General features: G+C 64.8%; 16 protein-coding genes, 1 tRNA gene and 1 pseudogene. 12 read left to right on the top strand and 6 right to left on the bottom strand.

What is annotated here, in order from left to right; translation table 11 throughout:
- Window positions 1-119: 119 nt before the first annotated feature.
- From ACP7BL_RS06315 to ACP7BL_RS06305, 3 genes are all read right to left on the bottom strand, one after another.
- Window positions 120-196: transfer RNA gene (locus ACP7BL_RS06315), tRNA-Trp, on the bottom strand.
- Between the two features lie 46 nt (window positions 197-242).
- A complete protein-coding gene (locus ACP7BL_RS06310; protein WP_137902779.1) occupies window positions 243-2,600 on the bottom strand; it encodes a putative bifunctional diguanylate cyclase/phosphodiesterase in 2,358 nt (785 codons plus the stop codon).
- 65 nt (window positions 2,601-2,665) lie between these two features.
- Complete coding sequence (locus ACP7BL_RS06305) at window positions 2,666-4,456, bottom strand: fatty acyl-AMP ligase (RefSeq protein ID WP_426257877.1); 1,791 nt, start codon at window positions 4,454-4,456, stop codon at window positions 2,666-2,668.
- A gap of 121 nt (window positions 4,457-4,577) precedes the next feature.
- On the opposite strand from ACP7BL_RS06305, the gene ACP7BL_RS06300 reads away from it, so the two are divergent.
- From ACP7BL_RS06300 to ACP7BL_RS06280, 5 genes and pseudogenes are all read left to right on the top strand, one after another.
- The gene (locus ACP7BL_RS06300; protein WP_249340845.1) at window positions 4,578-5,138 is read left to right on the top strand and encodes a regulatory protein RecX; all 561 of its coding nucleotides are present in this window, start codon (window positions 4,578-4,580) and stop codon (window positions 5,136-5,138) included.
- 95 nt (window positions 5,139-5,233) lie between these two features.
- Window positions 5,234-5,827: a cold-shock protein gene (locus ACP7BL_RS06295; RefSeq protein WP_126847149.1), complete on the top strand. Its 594-nt coding sequence runs from the start codon at window positions 5,234-5,236 to the stop codon at window positions 5,825-5,827.
- A 10-nt stretch (window positions 5,828-5,837) separates the two neighbouring features.
- The gene (locus ACP7BL_RS06290) at window positions 5,838-6,335 is read left to right on the top strand and encodes a DUF192 domain-containing protein (protein ID WP_126846876.1); all 498 of its coding nucleotides are present in this window, start codon (window positions 5,838-5,840) and stop codon (window positions 6,333-6,335) included.
- A gap of 41 nt (window positions 6,336-6,376) precedes the next feature.
- Window positions 6,377-6,769: an NADH:ubiquinone oxidoreductase subunit NDUFA12 gene (locus ACP7BL_RS06285; RefSeq protein WP_126846878.1), complete on the top strand. Its 393-nt coding sequence runs from the start codon at window positions 6,377-6,379 to the stop codon at window positions 6,767-6,769.
- 188 nt (window positions 6,770-6,957) lie between these two features.
- A pseudogene (locus ACP7BL_RS06280) lies at window positions 6,958-7,191 on the top strand (DUF2155 domain-containing protein); the annotation flags it as partial.
- 35 nt (window positions 7,192-7,226) lie between these two features.
- Here the strand turns inward: ACP7BL_RS06280 and aat are convergent.
- The 3 genes from aat to ACP7BL_RS06265 all read right to left on the bottom strand — a co-directional run bounded on the left by aat (window position 7,227) and on the right by ACP7BL_RS06265 (window position 9,156).
- Window positions 7,227-7,988 (bottom strand): leucyl/phenylalanyl-tRNA--protein transferase, encoded by a 762-nt coding sequence (gene aat / locus ACP7BL_RS06275; protein WP_426257876.1) that lies wholly within the window; start codon window positions 7,986-7,988, stop codon window positions 7,227-7,229.
- Window positions 7,985-8,710, bottom strand: coding sequence for a ParA family protein (locus ACP7BL_RS06270; RefSeq protein WP_426257875.1), 726 nt, complete (start codon window positions 8,708-8,710; stop codon window positions 7,985-7,987). Before ACP7BL_RS06270 ends, aat begins: the two co-directional genes overlap by 4 nt.
- A 71-nt stretch (window positions 8,711-8,781) precedes the next feature.
- Window positions 8,782-9,156 carry a hypothetical protein gene (locus ACP7BL_RS06265; RefSeq protein WP_137902776.1) on the bottom strand — a complete coding sequence of 125 codons (375 nt, stop codon included), beginning with the start codon at window positions 9,154-9,156 and terminating at the stop codon, window positions 8,782-8,784.
- 241 nt (window positions 9,157-9,397) lie between these two features.
- Between ACP7BL_RS06265 and ACP7BL_RS06260 the strand changes: the two genes are divergently transcribed.
- The 7 genes from ACP7BL_RS06260 (at window position 9,398) to ACP7BL_RS06230 (ending at window position 16,281) form a co-directional block, all read left to right on the top strand.
- Complete coding sequence (locus ACP7BL_RS06260) at window positions 9,398-10,387, top strand: cysteine synthase A (protein WP_033964888.1); 990 nt, start codon at window positions 9,398-9,400, stop codon at window positions 10,385-10,387.
- Between the two features lie 54 nt (window positions 10,388-10,441).
- Complete coding sequence (locus ACP7BL_RS06255; RefSeq protein WP_310065588.1) at window positions 10,442-10,750, top strand: hypothetical protein; 309 nt, start codon at window positions 10,442-10,444, stop codon at window positions 10,748-10,750.
- A gap of 333 nt (window positions 10,751-11,083) precedes the next feature.
- Entirely contained in the window at window positions 11,084-11,584 is a 501-nt protein-coding gene (locus ACP7BL_RS06250; RefSeq protein WP_033964889.1) for a division/cell wall cluster transcriptional repressor MraZ, read from the top strand.
- Window positions 11,581-12,540, top strand: coding sequence for a 16S rRNA (cytosine(1402)-N(4))-methyltransferase RsmH (rsmH, locus tag ACP7BL_RS06245; RefSeq protein WP_137902775.1), 960 nt, complete (start codon window positions 11,581-11,583; stop codon window positions 12,538-12,540). Before ACP7BL_RS06250 ends, rsmH begins: the two co-directional genes overlap by 4 nt.
- Entirely contained in the window at window positions 12,540-13,133 is a 594-nt protein-coding gene (locus ACP7BL_RS06240) for a hypothetical protein (RefSeq protein ID WP_341203016.1), read from the top strand. Before rsmH ends, ACP7BL_RS06240 begins: the two co-directional genes overlap by 1 nt.
- Window positions 13,130-14,869, top strand: a complete 1,740-nt coding sequence (locus ACP7BL_RS06235) for a peptidoglycan D,D-transpeptidase FtsI family protein (protein ID WP_033967286.1) — start codon at window positions 13,130-13,132, stop codon at window positions 14,867-14,869. Before ACP7BL_RS06240 ends, ACP7BL_RS06235 begins: the two co-directional genes overlap by 4 nt.
- The gene (locus tag ACP7BL_RS06230) at window positions 14,866-16,281 is read left to right on the top strand and encodes a UDP-N-acetylmuramoyl-L-alanyl-D-glutamate--2,6-diaminopimelate ligase (RefSeq protein ID WP_310065590.1); all 1,416 of its coding nucleotides are present in this window, start codon (window positions 14,866-14,868) and stop codon (window positions 16,279-16,281) included. The genes ACP7BL_RS06235 and ACP7BL_RS06230 overlap by 4 nt, the downstream gene beginning before the upstream one ends.
- Window positions 16,282-16,310 lie beyond the last annotated feature (29 nt).

Here is a 16,310-nt window from a genome sequence, read left to right as displayed (position 1 = left end):
AAGTTGTGGGAGGCATAGCACGATTCTACTGTAAAACCGAATCGCGATTTCAGTCGCTTAACGCGGCGAAAGTTCTCAAGAGTGTCGGGAATTGTCCAAAGCTGCTATGGCATGGAAGGTGGCAGGGGAGCTCGGACTCGAACCGAGGGCCTTCGGTTTTGGAGACCGACGCTCTAACCAACTGAGCTACACCCCTATCAGACGGGCCGTTTAGCGAGCGGTTGCGTAGTCCGCAAGATGCCTCATGCAACGGCGCGTTCGTGGCCGTCACGATGGGCGAGTGCGCGGGCTTCGGCGACGGGCAGGGGGCGGCTGAAATAATAGCCCTGCACCTTGGTACAGCCCAGATCCTGAACCATGCGATGCTGGTCGGCCGTTTCTACGCCTTCCGCGGTGGTCGTCATGCCCAGGCTCTGCGCAAGCACCACGACCGCACGGATAATCGCGATCGGCTCGGCCACACCCTTGGCGGCACCGATAACAAAGCTCCGGTCGATCTTGATGGTCGAGAAGCGCGTGCGGCTGAGGTAACCGAGCGACGAATAGCCTGTCCCGAAATCGTCGAGGCTGAGCCGCACGCCGAGCGCCAAAATCCGTTCCAGCACCTTCACGGCACCGGTGTCGTCGCGCATGAAGACGCTTTCGGTGACTTCGAGTTCGAGGCGGTGGGCGGGCAGGCCGCTATTGGCCAAAGCCGAGGCGACAATCGACACGAAGCCGGGGTTGTGCAGTTGCTCGGGCGACACGTTGACCGCGACCCGCGTCTCGCCCGGCCAGCCGGCAGCTTCGGCACAAGCCGTGCGCAAGACCCACTCCCCGATCGGGGCGATCAGGCGCGCATCTTCGGCGAGCGGGATGAATTTTGCGGGCGAAATGACGCCCAGTTCCGGGTGCGTCCAGCGTACGAGAGCTTCGAAGCCGGTCAGGAGCCCGGTGTCGGAGTTTACCACCGGCTGGTAGTTGAGATGGAGCTCGTTATTGCTCAGCGCCTTGCGCAATGCCTGTTCCAGCAAACGACGTTCTTCCGCAGCAACATGCAATTGCGGTTCGTAGCTGGTGAACTTGCCTCCGCCAGCGTCCTTGGAACGATACAGCGCCAGATCGGCGGAGCGGATCAACATTTCAGCGGTCCGCCCGTCGCGTGGTCCGGTCGCCAAGCCGACACTGGCCCCGGTGTAGAGCGTGTGCTGATCGATCTCATACGGGCGCGACAGCGTGTCCACGATCATCTGGGCAAGGCGTTCGAGGCGCAACGTGTCGCTGGCGTCGCGGACGACGACGGCGAATTCGTCGCCGCCCAGGCGGCCGATAATTTCGTTGTCGCTCATCAAACTTGCGAGTCGTTCCGAAACGCGACTGAGCAACCGGTCTCCGACCGGGTGGCCGAGCGTGTCGTTAACCGCCTTGAAGCGATCGAGATCGATCATCATGAAGGCGCAGCGGCTGCCCCATTTTTCCGCATCCGCCATGGCACGCACCAACGCTTCGTTGATGAGCAAGCGGTTGGGGAGGCCAGTCAAGGTGTCGAGCCGTGCCATCCGGTTGATCTTGTCGGCCGATGCCCGCTGTTCGGTGACGTCCGATCCAACGCCACGAAAGCCGATAAACGCCCCGCGTTCGTCATGGCGCGGATTGGCGGCGATCTCGAACCAGCGTTCGGTGTCGCCGACCAGCACCGGCAGCAAAACGCCGCGAAACGGCTCACGTCCCTTCAGGTTGTCGGACAGTTGGCGCAGCCCAGCCGAGAAATTTCCCGCTTCCCAAGTCGGCCCGGCGAGCACCTGCAGCAGCGACTTGCCGTTGATCGAGACCGGATCGAGCCCGACCGAATGCGCAAAGCGGGACGATGCGCGGACCACCCGGCGACCGGCATCGGTTTCCCAAAGCCAGTCTGCGCCATGGTCTTCCGCTTCCCGCAGCAACAGGCTGACGGTTTCATCACGCTCCGCCAGCGAAATTTCGCCCGCGCGGATCAGCACCAGGGCGCGCGCGCGACTGAAACAGCCGATCATCAGCAAAGCGGTAAACAGCAGCACCGCTGCGGCAAAGAGCGGCCCCCCGACAAAAAACAGCATCGCCGCAATCGCCGAACCCAAAATACCGAGAAAGCTGAGCGTCGCCAGCGGCAGCGCAGCCATTGCGGTGGCGGACGCGGTCATCAACAGCGATAGAACGATCCACAATCCAAGCGCTGTCCCGGCATCGGCCCGCATGCCGAGTGCGAGCGGCGGCACCGACCAGACTGCGGCGAGCGCGATGCCTTCCAGCACGGTATCGCGTACATCGCGCAATCCCGCCGCGTTGCCCGCCCGCTGGCGCGCGGCGAGACGGCGAAAGGTAACCGCCACCGACACGGCGGCGACCACCGTCGCCCAACTTGCCAGTGCCCATAACGGGGCGATATGGGCGAGGATCAGCGTGACGAGCGCTGCACCGACGACATTCGCCCCAAGCAGGAACAGCGCCAATTGCCCACCGGCATGAAGCTGGGCCGCGCGAATCGGGCCCCAGTCGGTGGTGTCCGCCGGGTCGTAAAGGCCGAGCAATGCCCGGCCGTCGATCCGCGGCGTTGCGAATTGAGAGGTGCTGTCGGTGCTCACGACACCGACACTACCGCAAGCAGCGTTAGCGGATCGTTATAGCCGCCCGACTTTTTTGCGGGCCGTTACGCCGCCAGATCGTAGGGCTTGATATCGCCGTTCAGATACAGGTTGCGTGCCTTCGCCCGGCTGAGCTTGCCCGAGCTGGTGCGCGGCAATGTGCGCGGCGGGATCAGTTCGATCACGCAGTTCATCCCGGTAACCGAACGCACCCGTTCGCGGATCTCATCGCGCAGGCGCAGGCGCTCGGCATCGTCCGAGCTGCGGCACTGTACAAGAACGGCGGGGGTTTCTTCCCCACCGGGGGTGGTGATGGCGAAGGCCGCGATGTCGCCCGCCTTGAAGCCGGGCAGTTGCTCGACCGCCCATTCAATATCCTGCGGCCAGTGGTTGCGGCCGTTGATGATGATCATGTCCTTGGCGCGGCCGACGATGTAGACATAACCGTCGCTGAGATAGCCCATATCGCCGGTGTCGAGCCAGCCATCGACCAGGCAGGCATTGGTCGACGCCTCGTCGCGGAAATAGCCGACCATCACCGACGGCCCCGAGCACCACACCTTGCCAATCGCGCGTTCGGGCAGCGGCGTGCCGTCTTCTTCGCGAATCTCGACCTTCATGTCGCGCACGGGCTTGCCGCAATTGACGATCGCGCGGAACCGCTGTGGCCGGTCCTGCCCGACGGGGACGCCCGACAATTGGGTTTCCTCGACCAGTTCGACGCGAATGCCCTCGGTCGGCGGCATGATCGACACCGCCAGCGTCGCCTCGGCCAAACCATAGCTCGGCAGGAAGGCGCTGGCCTTGAAACCGGCGTCGCTGAAGGAATCGACGAAGCTCTGCATCACGTCGGGCCGGATCATGTCGGCACCATTGCCCGCGATGCGCCAGCGCGACAGGTCGAAGCGGTCGGACGCCTTGGTCTGGCTCGACATGCGGCGGGCGCAAATGTCGTAGCCGAAGGTGGGCGAATAGCTGACCGAAGTGCCGGGGTTACGGCTGATCATGTCGAGCCACGCCAGCGGACGGCGCGCGAAATCCTCGGTCTTCAGATAATCGGTCGACACCTGGTTGGCGACGGGCGACAGGAAGCAGCCGACCAGCCCCATGTCGTGATACCAGGGCAGCCACGACACGCAGCGGTCACTCTCGATCAACTGCATGCCATGGGAATGCGCCGCAAGGTTATTGAGCAAGGCGTGGTGCGTGATCGCCACGCCATGCGGGAAGCGCGTCGAGCCGCTTGAATATTGCAGATAGGCGATGTCGTCGCCGCGTGCCTGCGGCAGGGCCACATCCGGCGCGCTGCGGGTAGCAAAGCTGGACCAGTCCATGCCTGCGACCCCGGCCAATCCCGCCGCATCGCCCGCCATTTGGGACAGTTCCGGGGGATAGATGAGCATCACCGGATCGCAGCTCGTCAATTGCACGCGAAGCTGCTCGATATAGGAATCGCGCCCGCCAAACGATGTTGGCAACGGCAATGGCACGGGCCAGGCACCCGCATAGATAACGCCGAAGAACAGGGCGGCGAATTCGGGGCTGGTTTCGGCGACGATCGCAATGCGATCGGCGGGCTTGATCCCCGCCGCGACCAGCCGGCGCGCCATCGCCAGCGCATCGTCGCGCAGCTCGGCAAAGCGATAGGGCCGGGTCAGCGCACCGCGCGCGTCATGGAAATTCAGCCCGCGTTGTCCGCTTGCCGCATAATCGAGCGCGGCACCCAGCGTGTCGAAATCGGCGAACCGGCGCGCCAGAGTGTCCTCGGTCGGTGTCGCGATCGCCTTGGGTGTTGCCACTGCGGCGGTTCGCACGTCTGCATCGCCCAAAAGATCGTCCGAAACATCGATAGTCATGTGTCTCTGTGCCCTTGATCGCAGCGACCCCCGGCCGCTGCGCCTCTAATTCCTTCGGCATGCACCCCTGCTTATGCCAAGCGTTCAAAATCCGGTTCGACTGTGGCACAATGATGGCGTCATGCGCGATCCCATCCGTAACCCGTCAAATCCCAAAGAGATACGCATTGCGCCCGCATTGGATGCAGCGGCATTGGAGCGCCTTGCGCTGCGCTATGTCGAACGTTTCGCGACGACGCGGGGCCGGTTGACCGCCTACCTTTTGCGGAAGGTTCGCGAGCGTGGATGGGAAGGCGAAGACGCTGACCCTGCCGCGCTGGCCCAAAAGCTGGCGGATCTTGGCTATATTGACGACCGTGCCTTTGGGGAGGCGCGGGCGGCGGCGATGGGGCGGCGCGGCCTGGGCATGCGCCGCGTGACGGGCGCGCTGCGCGAGGCTGGCCTCGCCGAGGAGGACCGCGCGGCGATTGTGCCGGACGTTGCCACGCGGGCAGTAGAGACCGCGCTGGCCTTTGCCCGCCGCCGTCGAATCGGGCCTTTCGCGCGCGTACAGGCGGATCGAACGGAGCGCGAAAAGCACATTGCGGCGATGATTCGCGGCGGCCACGATTTCACGCTCGCGCGTCGTATTGCCATGATGGCACCCGATGAGGATTGCGATCGATTGTTCGAAAACCGATAGATTCCGCTTCCTGTCTGTGGAGTTTCGCACAGAACTTGTCTGATTTTTCTCTAGCCTGCGGTCGGTGCTACGCCAGCGAGTGGGGGGGTATCGGCATGCTGAACGAAACGATTTTGTTGCCCGATAGATCGAAAAGCGCGGAACAGGCCAAGGCGGAGACGACTACGACCGGCGCGTTGACCCGCGTCTATTCGGGTGTTCTAAAATGGTTCGACATCACGCGCGGGTTCGGCTTCCTGGTCGCCGACGATCCGACCGTGGGCGATATCCTCATTCATTTTTCGGTGTTGCGCCCGCACGGGCGGCGCAGCCTTCCCGAAGGCGCGCGTCTGGAATGCGTGGCGGCTTTGCGAGATCGTGGACTGCAGGCCATCGAGATTCTTTCGATCGATTTGACCGATGCCGCCGAACCGCTCGACCGCCTGCGGCTGTCTGCCCCCATCGCGCAGGATCGCGACTGCGGTCTTGATAAAGCGGGCCCGTTCGAACCGGTGACGGTCAAGTGGTTCAATCGACTGAAAGGCTATGGCTTTCTGGTGCGCAATGACGATTCGGCGGATGTTTTTGTCCATGTCGAGACGTTGCGTCGGTCTGGACTGGCCGATGTGGAGCCGGGGCAGCTATTGCTTGCGCGGATGGTTGCAGGGGATAAAGGCCCCCTTGCAGTGGTCGTGCAACAGGAAGGCTGAATCCCGTATCATGCGCGTTCGATGGGTAACGCTGTTGGCCGTTGCGGCGCTGGGCGTGGCAAGTGGCTGCAGCGGCACGACTGCGGCATCCGATCCGGTCGAGGCATCGGCGCAGACGGTCACGGTGACCATCAAGAGCGCCAACGGCCAACATACCTTCCTCGTCGAGACGGCCCGCACCAAGGATGAGCAGGAGCGGGGGCTGATGTTCCGCACCGACATTCCGCAAAATGGCGGGATGCTGTTCGCCCCTTATCCGCCAGAGGGTGGCCCCCCGCGCGAGGCGAATTTCTGGATGAAGAACACGCCGAGCCCGCTCGACATTATTTTCATCCGTGCAGACGGCACGATCGCGCGGATTGCCGAAAATACCGCGCCGCAATCAGAAACGCAGATCCCGTCGGGCGAACCGGTCAGCGCGGTGCTGGAACTTCGCGGGGGCCGCGCGCTCGACCTTGGCATCGCCGAAGGCGATCCTGTTGCCTGGGCGGGGCAGAAGAGCCAGTGATCGCAGTTGAAGGCAGCACGGCGTCGCGCTAAGCGCATTTCATGGGCATCAATCTCAATCCTTTCACCTGGTGGACCGGCGCGAGCTGGGGCACTGCCTTTGGTCTGCGCGGCAAAGCGCGCGTAGGCGAAGACGCGCTTGGCAACGTCTATTATGAGGGCGGGCGCGATACCGCGGGCAATCCACGCCGCTGGGTGATCTACAACGGTCCCAATGATTCGAGCCGAGTCGCGCCCGAGTGGTTCAGTTGGCTCCACCATCAAGTCGATGACGTGCCGTCGCGCGCGCTGCCTGCGCCGCGCGCTTGGCAAAAGCCGGCCGAGCCCAATTTGACCGGCACGGTGGCCGCCTATCGCCCGAGCGGCGCGCTGGAAAAGGGCGGTGTGCGTGCCCCCGCGACCGGCGATTACGAAGCGTGGACGCCCGACGCGTGATTCGTCCCGCGCCGGGCGGCGTGACGCTGGTACTTGCCGCAGTGCTGGCCGGGTGTAGCCCGTCGAAAACGGTTGCGCCGGAACCCAAGGAAACCCCTGAAACCGCGCTCGACGCCGACACCAGCGCCAGCAACATCGTCACGGTGGATGTCGGGGACGGAGTCGATCCGAGCTATGGTGCGACCCCGATGGCGGAACGCGTCGCGACCTTGGGACTGTTGAACAAGCGTAACGGCGTGTCGCGCGATATCGTGCTGAAACCCGGAAAGGCGGCGCGGATCGGCGATGTCGTAGTGCGGTTGCGCGCGTGCGAGCAAACCGCGCCGTGGGAGCAGGAACATTATACCGGGGCATTCGTCCAGGTTGATGTCGCGGGCAGCGACAAGAACTGGCGGCGCGTTTTTTCGGGGTGGCTGTTCAAGGAGCGACCCGCGCTCAACGTCGTGCAGCACCCGATTTATGATGTGTGGGTCAAGAGTTGCGCGATGACCTTCCCCGAAGGCGGACCGAACTCCGTGGCGGGAACCGGTTTGTCCAACACCGGCGAGGCCGCTCGATCCAGCGCGAAGAAGTCGCCCACCCCCGACGCCGAGGCCCCCGAGCCGACCGCTCCCGCGATCGCGGCCGACAACGCCACCAGATAATCGCTACGGCTGATCTCGATCGCGCCAAGCGAGGCGAGGTGATCGGTCATGAACTGGCAATCCAGCAGCGAAAAGCCGCCGACGCGCAGCCGTGCCACCAGCCACGCCATTGCGATTTTCGACGCATCGCGGGCGCGGCTGACCATGCTTTCGCCGAAAAAGGCGCGCCCCAGTGCCAATCCGTAAAGCCCGCCAACCAGTGTCGCCCCGTCCCAGACCTCGACCGAATGCGCAAAGCCCATCGCGTGAAGCTGGATGAAGACGCGTTCGATCCCGGGGTTGATCCAGGTGTCTGGCCGGTTCGGGACCGATTCCGCGCACAACCGCAGCGTTTGCGCAAAGGCGGTGTCCGCAGTGACGCGATAACGATCCGCGGCGAGGGTCTTGCGCAGCGAGTGCGAGAGATGAAAGCCATCGAGCGGCAGGATCGCCCGCTCTTGCGGTTCGACCCAATAGACCTCTTCGGCGTCGCGACTGTCGGCCATCGGAAAGACGCCGACCGAATAGGCCCCCAGCACCAGTTGCGGGTCGAGCGTTTGGCGAGGGGAGGGCGAGTCGTCCGTGGCGCGGGTCACGCAGCCAAGCGGCGCTCGATCGCCTGCCACAAGTGCGCAAACGCCTGTGCTCCGGCTGATCGCGCGGCAAAGCTGCCGACCGGGGCGCGCCTGGCGGTCACTTGCTCGATCAGGCTGGCCATTGGCACGACGGGCCAATCGGGATGGCGGGCGAGTGCCTCGGCATGAAGTTTGCGGCGACGATCGACCATCGAATGGACCGGCATGATCTGCGCCTTGGTGCCAAGGTGCTTGATGACCTCGGTCAGCGCCCGTTCGGACAGTGGCGACGGGATGACCGGGACGACGATCAGATCGGCCGCGCGCATCACCTGGTCGCTGGTCTCGGTCAGGCCGGGCGGGCAGTCGAGCAGGATGCGATCATAATCCTTGCGCAACCCGACCAGCAGTTTTTGCAGGCGCTTTTTCTTGTCGAGTTCGTGGAACAGCAGATCGAGCCCGCGCAATGAGGCGTCCGCGCCGATCAGGTCGAGCCGGGGCGTCGCGGTCTTTTCGATCAGTTTGTCGGGTTCGACATCCTTGGCGAAAACCGATTGCGCCTGATCCTTGAGCTTGCCGTTGTCGGCACGTTGCGACAGCAAAAAGGTGCTGGCGGCTTGCGGATCAAGATCCCACAACAGCGTCCGCCGCGAGGACAGCGTCGCCGATGCCCAGGAAAGATTGACGGCGAGCGTCGTTTTGCCGACGCCGCCTTTCAAACTGTAGATCGCAATCGTCGACACTGTTTTAGCCCCTCGCTCAGGAACGGCCTATCGTGGCGAATGCCGACGATGCGTGCAACCGGTGGCGAAGATCAGATGTCGCAAAGCTGCTTGGGCTTGCCCGGCTGAGTCAGCGTCACCGCCTTTTCGTTGCCGGTCATTTCATAGCCATCGGCCTTGAGCGGATCGCCTGCCTTTTCGGCGGTGAGCTTGACAGGCGTACCCTTCTCGGTCGCCTTGACCAGCGCCTGCTTGTCGCCCTGGAAGAAGGTGACGTAGACAAGGCTGTTGTCCTTGCAGCGGAAGGTGACTTCCTTCCGGATCGCGGGCGGCAATTCGACCGGGGCCTTGTTGGCCAGCACCGACGCCATCGGGTCGGGCGCGACCGTCGACACTTCGGTCGGCTTGTTTTCGCAAGCCGAGAGCATCAGGAAAAGGGCGGCGGTGGGGAGGATGCGCTTGGTCATGGCATTTTTCTTCGCGCACGCAGCACGGGGCGTCAAGAGTGGTGTTTCCCGTAAGGTGCGTCATTTTTTGCGCCGCAATAATTCCGTAACACAAGCTCCACATTTTCGCCGATTTTCCGCCGGGATTTTGCGCCGATTGGGGTAATGGGCGGCCCGTCCTGTCGCTTTAAGCGTTTGCGCTTGCACGAGCCCAAGCAACGCTCGCTTGCCCCGGTCGCCAACACGCGGCATTTCAGGATGTATGCACGTCACCCCAAACTCGCTCGCCCTTATTGGCAATACACCGCTCGTCCTGCTCAAGGGGCCAAGCGAGGCGGCCGGGGGTGAGATTTACGGCAAATGTGAATTTGCCAATCCCGGCGCTTCGGTAAAGGACCGCGCAGCGCTCGGCATCGTCGAGGATGCGGAGGCGCGGGGGCTGATCGAGCCCGGCGGGTGTTTTGTCGAGGGGACCGCCGGTAATACGGGGATCGGCCTGGCGCTGGTCGCCAATGCCAAAGGCTATCGCACGATCATCGTGATGCCCGAGACGCAAAGCCGCGAGAAAATGGACACGTTGCGCGCGCTCGGGGCCGAGCTCGTGCTGGTGCCGGCCGCGCCCTATTCGAACCCGGCACATTTCGTCCACACGTCGCGGCGGATCGCGGAGGAAACCGCGAACGCGGTTTGGGCCAACCAGTTCGACAACATCGCCAATCGCCGAGCGCATATCGTTGGCACCGCCGAGGAGATCTGGGCGCAGATGGACGGGCGAATCGATGGATTCACCTGCGCGGCTGGCACCGGCGGCACGATCGCGGGAGTCGGGATGGGGCTGAAGGCAAAGGACGAGGCTGTCTGTATCGCGCTCAGCGACCCGCACGGTGCTGCCCTCTATGAATATTATGCGCATGGCGAGTTGAAGGCCGAGGGCTCTTCGGTCGCCGAGGGAATCGGGCAAGGGCGAATCACCGCCAATCTGGAGGGCGCGCCGATCGATACGCAATTTCGCATTTCGGATGCGGAGGGAATGGAATGGGTGACGCGGCTGCTGGCGGAAGAAGGGCTGTGTCTCGGCCTGTCGTCGGGGATAAACGTGGCAGGGGCGGTACGACTGGCGCGCCAGCTTGGACCTGGCAGCCGCGTGGTGACGATCCTGTGCGACACCGGTTTTCGCTATCTCTCAACGCTCTACAATCGCGCCTGGCTGGAGGAGAAGGGCTTGGCGGTTCCGCCTTGGCTTAGGGGCTGAGAATCGTCGGCATCGACAAGCACGCGTTAACGCGTTACATTTATGCCACAGCCTATGAAAATTCTTGCTCAAGACCCAGCGCAGACGATGCAGCGTGCGAAAGTCGGGATGATCGGCCTCGCCGCGGTCCTGCTGCTCATCGGCCTCGCTGCCGCGATCTTCGCGACGGTCAGTCGCGATCGGCAAGTTGCCGCTATCGGTAGTGCGCGTCCCGACGTTGTCGCGACGATGGTTTCCGGAAATACCGCCGATTCGGCGAAGGAGCCGCTGGCCGAGCTCGGCGTCGCGCCCAGTGCCGTTACCCCCGCCAGCAATCAGAGCGATGCTGCTTCGTCAAAGGCTGCTGCTGCACCCGTTCGGTGACGCCCCCTTCACCGGGGATTTTCGGGGAAAACGCCCCGCCGGGACCGGTTTTGCCGGTTAATCCCCCGATTGTAACCCCTCGATCTGCGAACGCACCAAGAACAAGCTGATATGGCATGCCTAAAATCCCCGAAGAAACGCGACGATTGAGGCTCTCTCCCCTCAAATCCCCGTGTTTCCCCTTGTATCCCCGGCTCGCCCCGTGTTACTTCTGATCTATCAGGGGCAGACTCATCTCGCCTGCGCATCATGCGCTGACCATGCGGGCACCTAGCGTCGCGATCCCGCGATTCTGGGCACGGGAGGGGCTTGCCCGACGGGTGCGGGGTAAGCGTGGACGATCGGAGCGAATATCAGGGAGACGGCCTCGGTCTTGTCGATGACAAGGGCCGGGTCGCGATTCCTGCATCGCTGCGACAAGCGCTGGCGACCAACAGCCCGCGTGCCGACGGCAAGGATGGCGGCACCGTCATCGTCGGCGTCCATCCGCAACAGAAATGCCTGCGCGCCTATGACCCGGCCTATGTCAAAATCCTGAAGGCCGAGATCGAGGCGATCCAGGCGCGCCAGCTCAATGAATTGGGTGAGCCAAACTACAATCTGAAGCGCCGCGGCGCGAGCGGCGAGCCCGTGCCGTTCGACGGCTCGGGCCGCTTCATCATGCCGGGTTTTCCGCGCGATTACGCCAATATCGGTGAGAACGCCTTCTTCTGGGGCACGTTTGACTGGATCGAGATCTGGGATCCAAAGACGCTGGTCGATGCGGTCGATGTCGATCCGGCGATGCAGGCGGCGTGCCGCTATCACTGCAAGGTGAAGGGGATTGCGCTGTGAGCGACGCCCCGCACATTCCCGTGCTGCTGGAGGAAGTGGTCGACGCGCTCGCCATTGCGCCCGGCGAGGTCCATGTCGACGCGACCTTCGGCGCGGGCGGCTATACGCGGGCGATGCTGGCGCGTGGCGCACGCGTGTTCGCCTTCGATCGCGATCCTGATGCGATTGCGGCGGGCGAGGCGCTGGTGCGCGACGCCGATGGCGCGCTGACGCTCGTTCCTGCCACTTTTTCCGCGCTGGATGCCGAATTGACCGCGCGCGAGGTCGTGCCGGTGCAGGGCGTGACGATGGACATCGGCGTGTCGTCGATGCAACTCGACCAGGCCGAGCGCGGGTTCAGCTTCCAGTCGGACGGCCCACTCGACATGCGGATGAGCCAGGAGGGCGAAAGCGCCGCCGACTTCGTCAACGAAGCCGACGAAGGTCGGATTGCCGACGTGCTCAAGACCTATGGCGAGGAGCCGCGCGCGAAACGGGTCGCGCGCGCGATTGTCGCCGCGCGGCCGATCACGCGGACGAGCGAGCTGGCGCATGTCGTGCGCCGTGCGCTCGGCTACAAACCGCATGACAAGAAGGACCCGGCGACGCGGACCTTTCAGGCGATTCGTATTCACATCAATCGCGAGCTGGGCGAGCTGGCCGACGGGTTGGCGGCGGCCGAGCGTGTACTCGCTCCTGGCGGGCGCTTGGCGGTGGTGACCTTTCACAGCCTGGAAGATCGCATGGTCAAGCGCTTCCTGCGCGAGCGCTCGGGCGGGCTGCCATCGGGATCGCGGCACTTGCCGGAAGTGGCGGCGAAGCACGCTCCGAGCTTCGAACAGGTCGGGCGCGGGGTTCGCGCCAGCGACGACGAGATTGCGCGCAACCCGCGTGCGCGGTCGGCCACCTTGCGTACTGCACGGCGTACCGGTGCCGCGGCGTGGCCGGAAACACCTGGGACAGAGGGATTGTTATAATGCTGGGGCTGGCGTGGAAGAGTCTCGGATGGTTTCTGGCCGGCGTCGCGGTGGCGCTCGGCTTTCTGCTCGTGCCGTTGCAGGTTGCGGCGGAACGCAAGAAGCTTGACCGCACTGCGAGCGAGATCGAGCGTGCGCGGCGGGATATCCGCGCGCTGGAGACCGAATTCGACACCCGCGCCAACCTCGCGCAGCTCGACAAATGGAATGCCGAGACGCTTGGTCTGGTCGCGCCGGCCGAGGGGCAGTTCGTGCAGGACGAAGCAGCGCTCGCTTCGATCGAACCGGGCAGCGCCCCTGCGCCCGGAACGCCCGCCGTGCAGATGGCCTCGTTCGTGCCCGCAGCGCCCGTTACCGCGATGACCAGCCAGCGGTCTCCCGCCCCGCAACCCGCCACAGCCGTGGCACCCGTATCGCGAGACGAGCGCGCGGTGATCCAGCGCGCCGCTCCCCCACCGCGCGCGGCGATGGCAGCCGCCGCGCCGCCCAGGCCGCGTGCTGCGGTCGCGATGCTCGACCGGGCTTTGCTCGACGATAGCATGATCGGGGATTTGCGCAGCGGCGCTCGAGCGGAAAGCCGGTCGGCGCGATGAGCACACTCGTCGCGCGCCCCCTTCCGGCCAGGCGATCGAGCGATCAGCGTCATGCGCTGGTCGCGGTTGCGCATGTGCGGCTGATGATGCTGATGCTGCTGATCGGCGCGGGTTTCCTGCTGGTGATAGTGCGGATCGCACTGCTGGGTCTGCTCGGTTCCCCAGCCGGTGCGGCGACGCTCACCGTCAATCCGGTGGTGCGCGCCGACATTCTGGATCGCAACGGCCAGCCACTGGCGCGCACCATCGAAGCCTGGACGATCGGCGTGCGTCCGGCGGAATTGCTGGGCGACCGCCAGAGCCTCGCCGACCGACTGGCGGCTGCGATGCCCGATCATGATTCGGCCTGGTATCTGCAGCGCCTGACGATGAAGGCGAAGTTCACCTATCTCGACAAGCACGCCTCCCCGGCGATGGTGAACGAGATCCACGCGCTCGGCGAGCCCGGCATCGTCTTCGCGCGCGAGCCCGAGCGGCTCTATCCGCAATCGACGATGGCGGCGCACGCGCTCGGCTATATCGGGCCGACCGCGACCGACCCCAACATCATGGGTCGCGCCGGGATCGAGCGCGCCTTCGATGCGCGGCTGACCGATCCGCGCCACCGCGGCGAACCGATTGCGCTGTCGATCGACGCGCGCGTGCAGACGGCGATGGAAAGCGAACTCGGCCGGGCGATGGTCACCTTCCAGGCCAAGGCGGCGACCGGACTGGTGCTGGACGTGCACACCGGGGAGGTGATCGCGATGGCCTCGCTGCCGGTCTACAATCCCAACAAGCTGACCGGCACGACCAGCGATGCGCTGCGCAACAACGTGACGCAATCGGTGTACGAACTGGGCTCGACCTTCAAGCCGATCACCATGGCGACCGCGATCCAGAGCGGCACGATCACCTCGATGGCGCGCCGCTTCGATGCCACCGCGCCGCTCAAGGTCGGTGGCTTCACGATTCACGACGAACGCGGCGACCCGAAGCGCTGGCTCAACATCCCAGAAACGCTGATCTATTCGTCCAATGTGGCGACCGCCCGCATTGCTGACGAGCTCGGCAAGGACAAGCTTTCGGCGATGTTCACGGGCATGGGCTTTGGCGAGCGCCCGTCGATCGAACTGCGCGAGCGCGCCGGGCCGATCTGGCCGCGCTATTGGGGCCGCACCACGGTGATGACGACGGCTTACGGCCACGGCATCGCAGTGACCCCGCTGCACTTGGCGAACGCTTATGCGACGATGGTCAATGGCGGGATCTGGCGGCCGACGACCTTGCTCAAGGTCGCGCCCGGCCAGGCCCCTGCGGGGCGGCGCGTACTGAGTGAGCAGACAAGTGCGCGGATGCGCCAGTTGCTCCGGCTCGTCTGCCTGTACGGCACCGGGCGCAAGGGCGATGCGCCCGGCTACCGCGTCGGCGGCAAGACCGGCACCGCCGAAGCGGCGTCGAACGGCGGCTATGACCATCACCGCAACGTCGCCACCTTCGTTGCCGCTTTCCCGATGGACGCGCCGCGCTATGTGGTGCTGGCCATGCTCGATTCGCCCGAAGGCACCAGGGAAACTGGTGGCTGGAAGACAGCGGCGTGGAACGCCGCGCCGGTGGTGGGGCGCGTGATCGCGCGGACCGGGTCGATCCTGGGCGTGATGCCCGACGCGAGGCGCGACGTTGATATTAGCGATCTCCGGCCGATGCTGACTCTCGTCGCCGGGGCAACGCCGCCGAGCGGCGCGGAGGAACAGTGAAGCTTTCAACGCTGGTCGGCGGTGCGCCGGATGCGATGGTCACGGGTTTTGCGATCGACCATCGCAAGGTCGCGCCGGGCGTCGTGTTCGGTGCCTTTCAGGGCGCGGTCGTCAATGGCGAGGACTATATCGCCGCCGCCGTCGCGGGAGGTGCGATTGCGGTGGTGGCACGCCCGGAGGCGCACGTCGTCGGCGCGCTGCACATTGCGGATGCCAACCCGCGCCGCCGCTTCGCCCAACTCGCCGCGCAGTTCTTCGCGCCCTTCCCGGAGGTTGCGGTCGCGGTCACCGGCACCAACGGCAAGACCTCGACGGTCGAGATGGTGCGACAAGTGTGGCGGATGGCTGGGTTCCACGCCGCCTCGATCGGCACGCTGGGCGTCACCACCGCCGATGACCGCGTCTCGACCGGGCTGACCACGCCCGACATCGTCACTTTCCTGTCCAACGTTGCCGGTTTGAAGCGCGAAGGCGTCAGCCATGTTGCGTTCGAGGCGTCGAGCCACGGCCTGTCGCAATATCGCACCGAGGGGCTGGCGGTGCAGGCTGCCGCTTTCACCAATCTCAGCCGCGATCATCTCGATTATCACGGTACGATGGCGGCGTATCTTGATGCCAAGCTGCGCCTGTTCAGCGAAGTGCTCGCCGATGATGGCACGGCGGTGGTGTGGGCGGACGATCCCGCCTCGGCCCGCGTCGCCGAGGCCGCGCGCGCGCGCGGCCTTCGCGTGCTCTCGGTCGGAACCACGGGCGAAACGCTCAAGCTTGTCGGGCGCGAGCCGACCTTGCTGGGGCAGGGGTTGGTGATCGAGGCGGAAGGCAAGAGCTATAAGGTTACGCTGCCACTGATCGGTGCCTATCAGGCCGCCAATGCGCTGACCTCGGCGGGCTTGGTGATTGCGTGCGGCGGCGATGTCGCCACGACGATCGCTGCGCTGGGCCGGTTGCAACCAGTGCGCGGGCGGCTGGAGCGTGCGGTGATCGCGGCCCACGGCGCGCCCGTTTATGTCGATTACGCGCATACCCCCGACGCGCTCGAAGCGGCGATTTCGGCGCTCAAGCCGCATGCGGCGGGGCGGCTGATCGTGGTGATCGGCGCGGGCGGCGATCGTGACCAGGGCAAGCGCATCGAAATGGGGCGCATCGCCGCGGCGATGGCCGACCATGTCATCGTCACCGACGACAATCCCCGCTCGGAAGACCCTGCCGCGATCCGCGCGATGGTGCTGGCAGGCGCGCCCGGTGCCACCGAAATCGGATCGCGCCGCGAGGCGATCGGCGCGGCGATCGCCATGGCCGGGCCACAGGACATCGTCCTGATCGCAGGCAAGGGGCATGAGCAGGGGCAGATCGTCGGCGATCTGGTGCTGCCGTTCGACGATGTCAGCGTCGCGCGGGAGATGGCGGCATGAGCGGGCATTTCTTATTCCCCTCCCGCTCG

It is taken from the genome of Sphingomonas sp. DC1600-2 (assembly GCF_049897605.1).
Taxonomy (GTDB): Bacteria; Pseudomonadota; Alphaproteobacteria; order Sphingomonadales; family Sphingomonadaceae; genus Sphingomonas.
The sequence above is the reverse complement of the archived record's forward strand: the minus strand, read 5'-3'. Positions and strand labels throughout refer to the sequence as shown.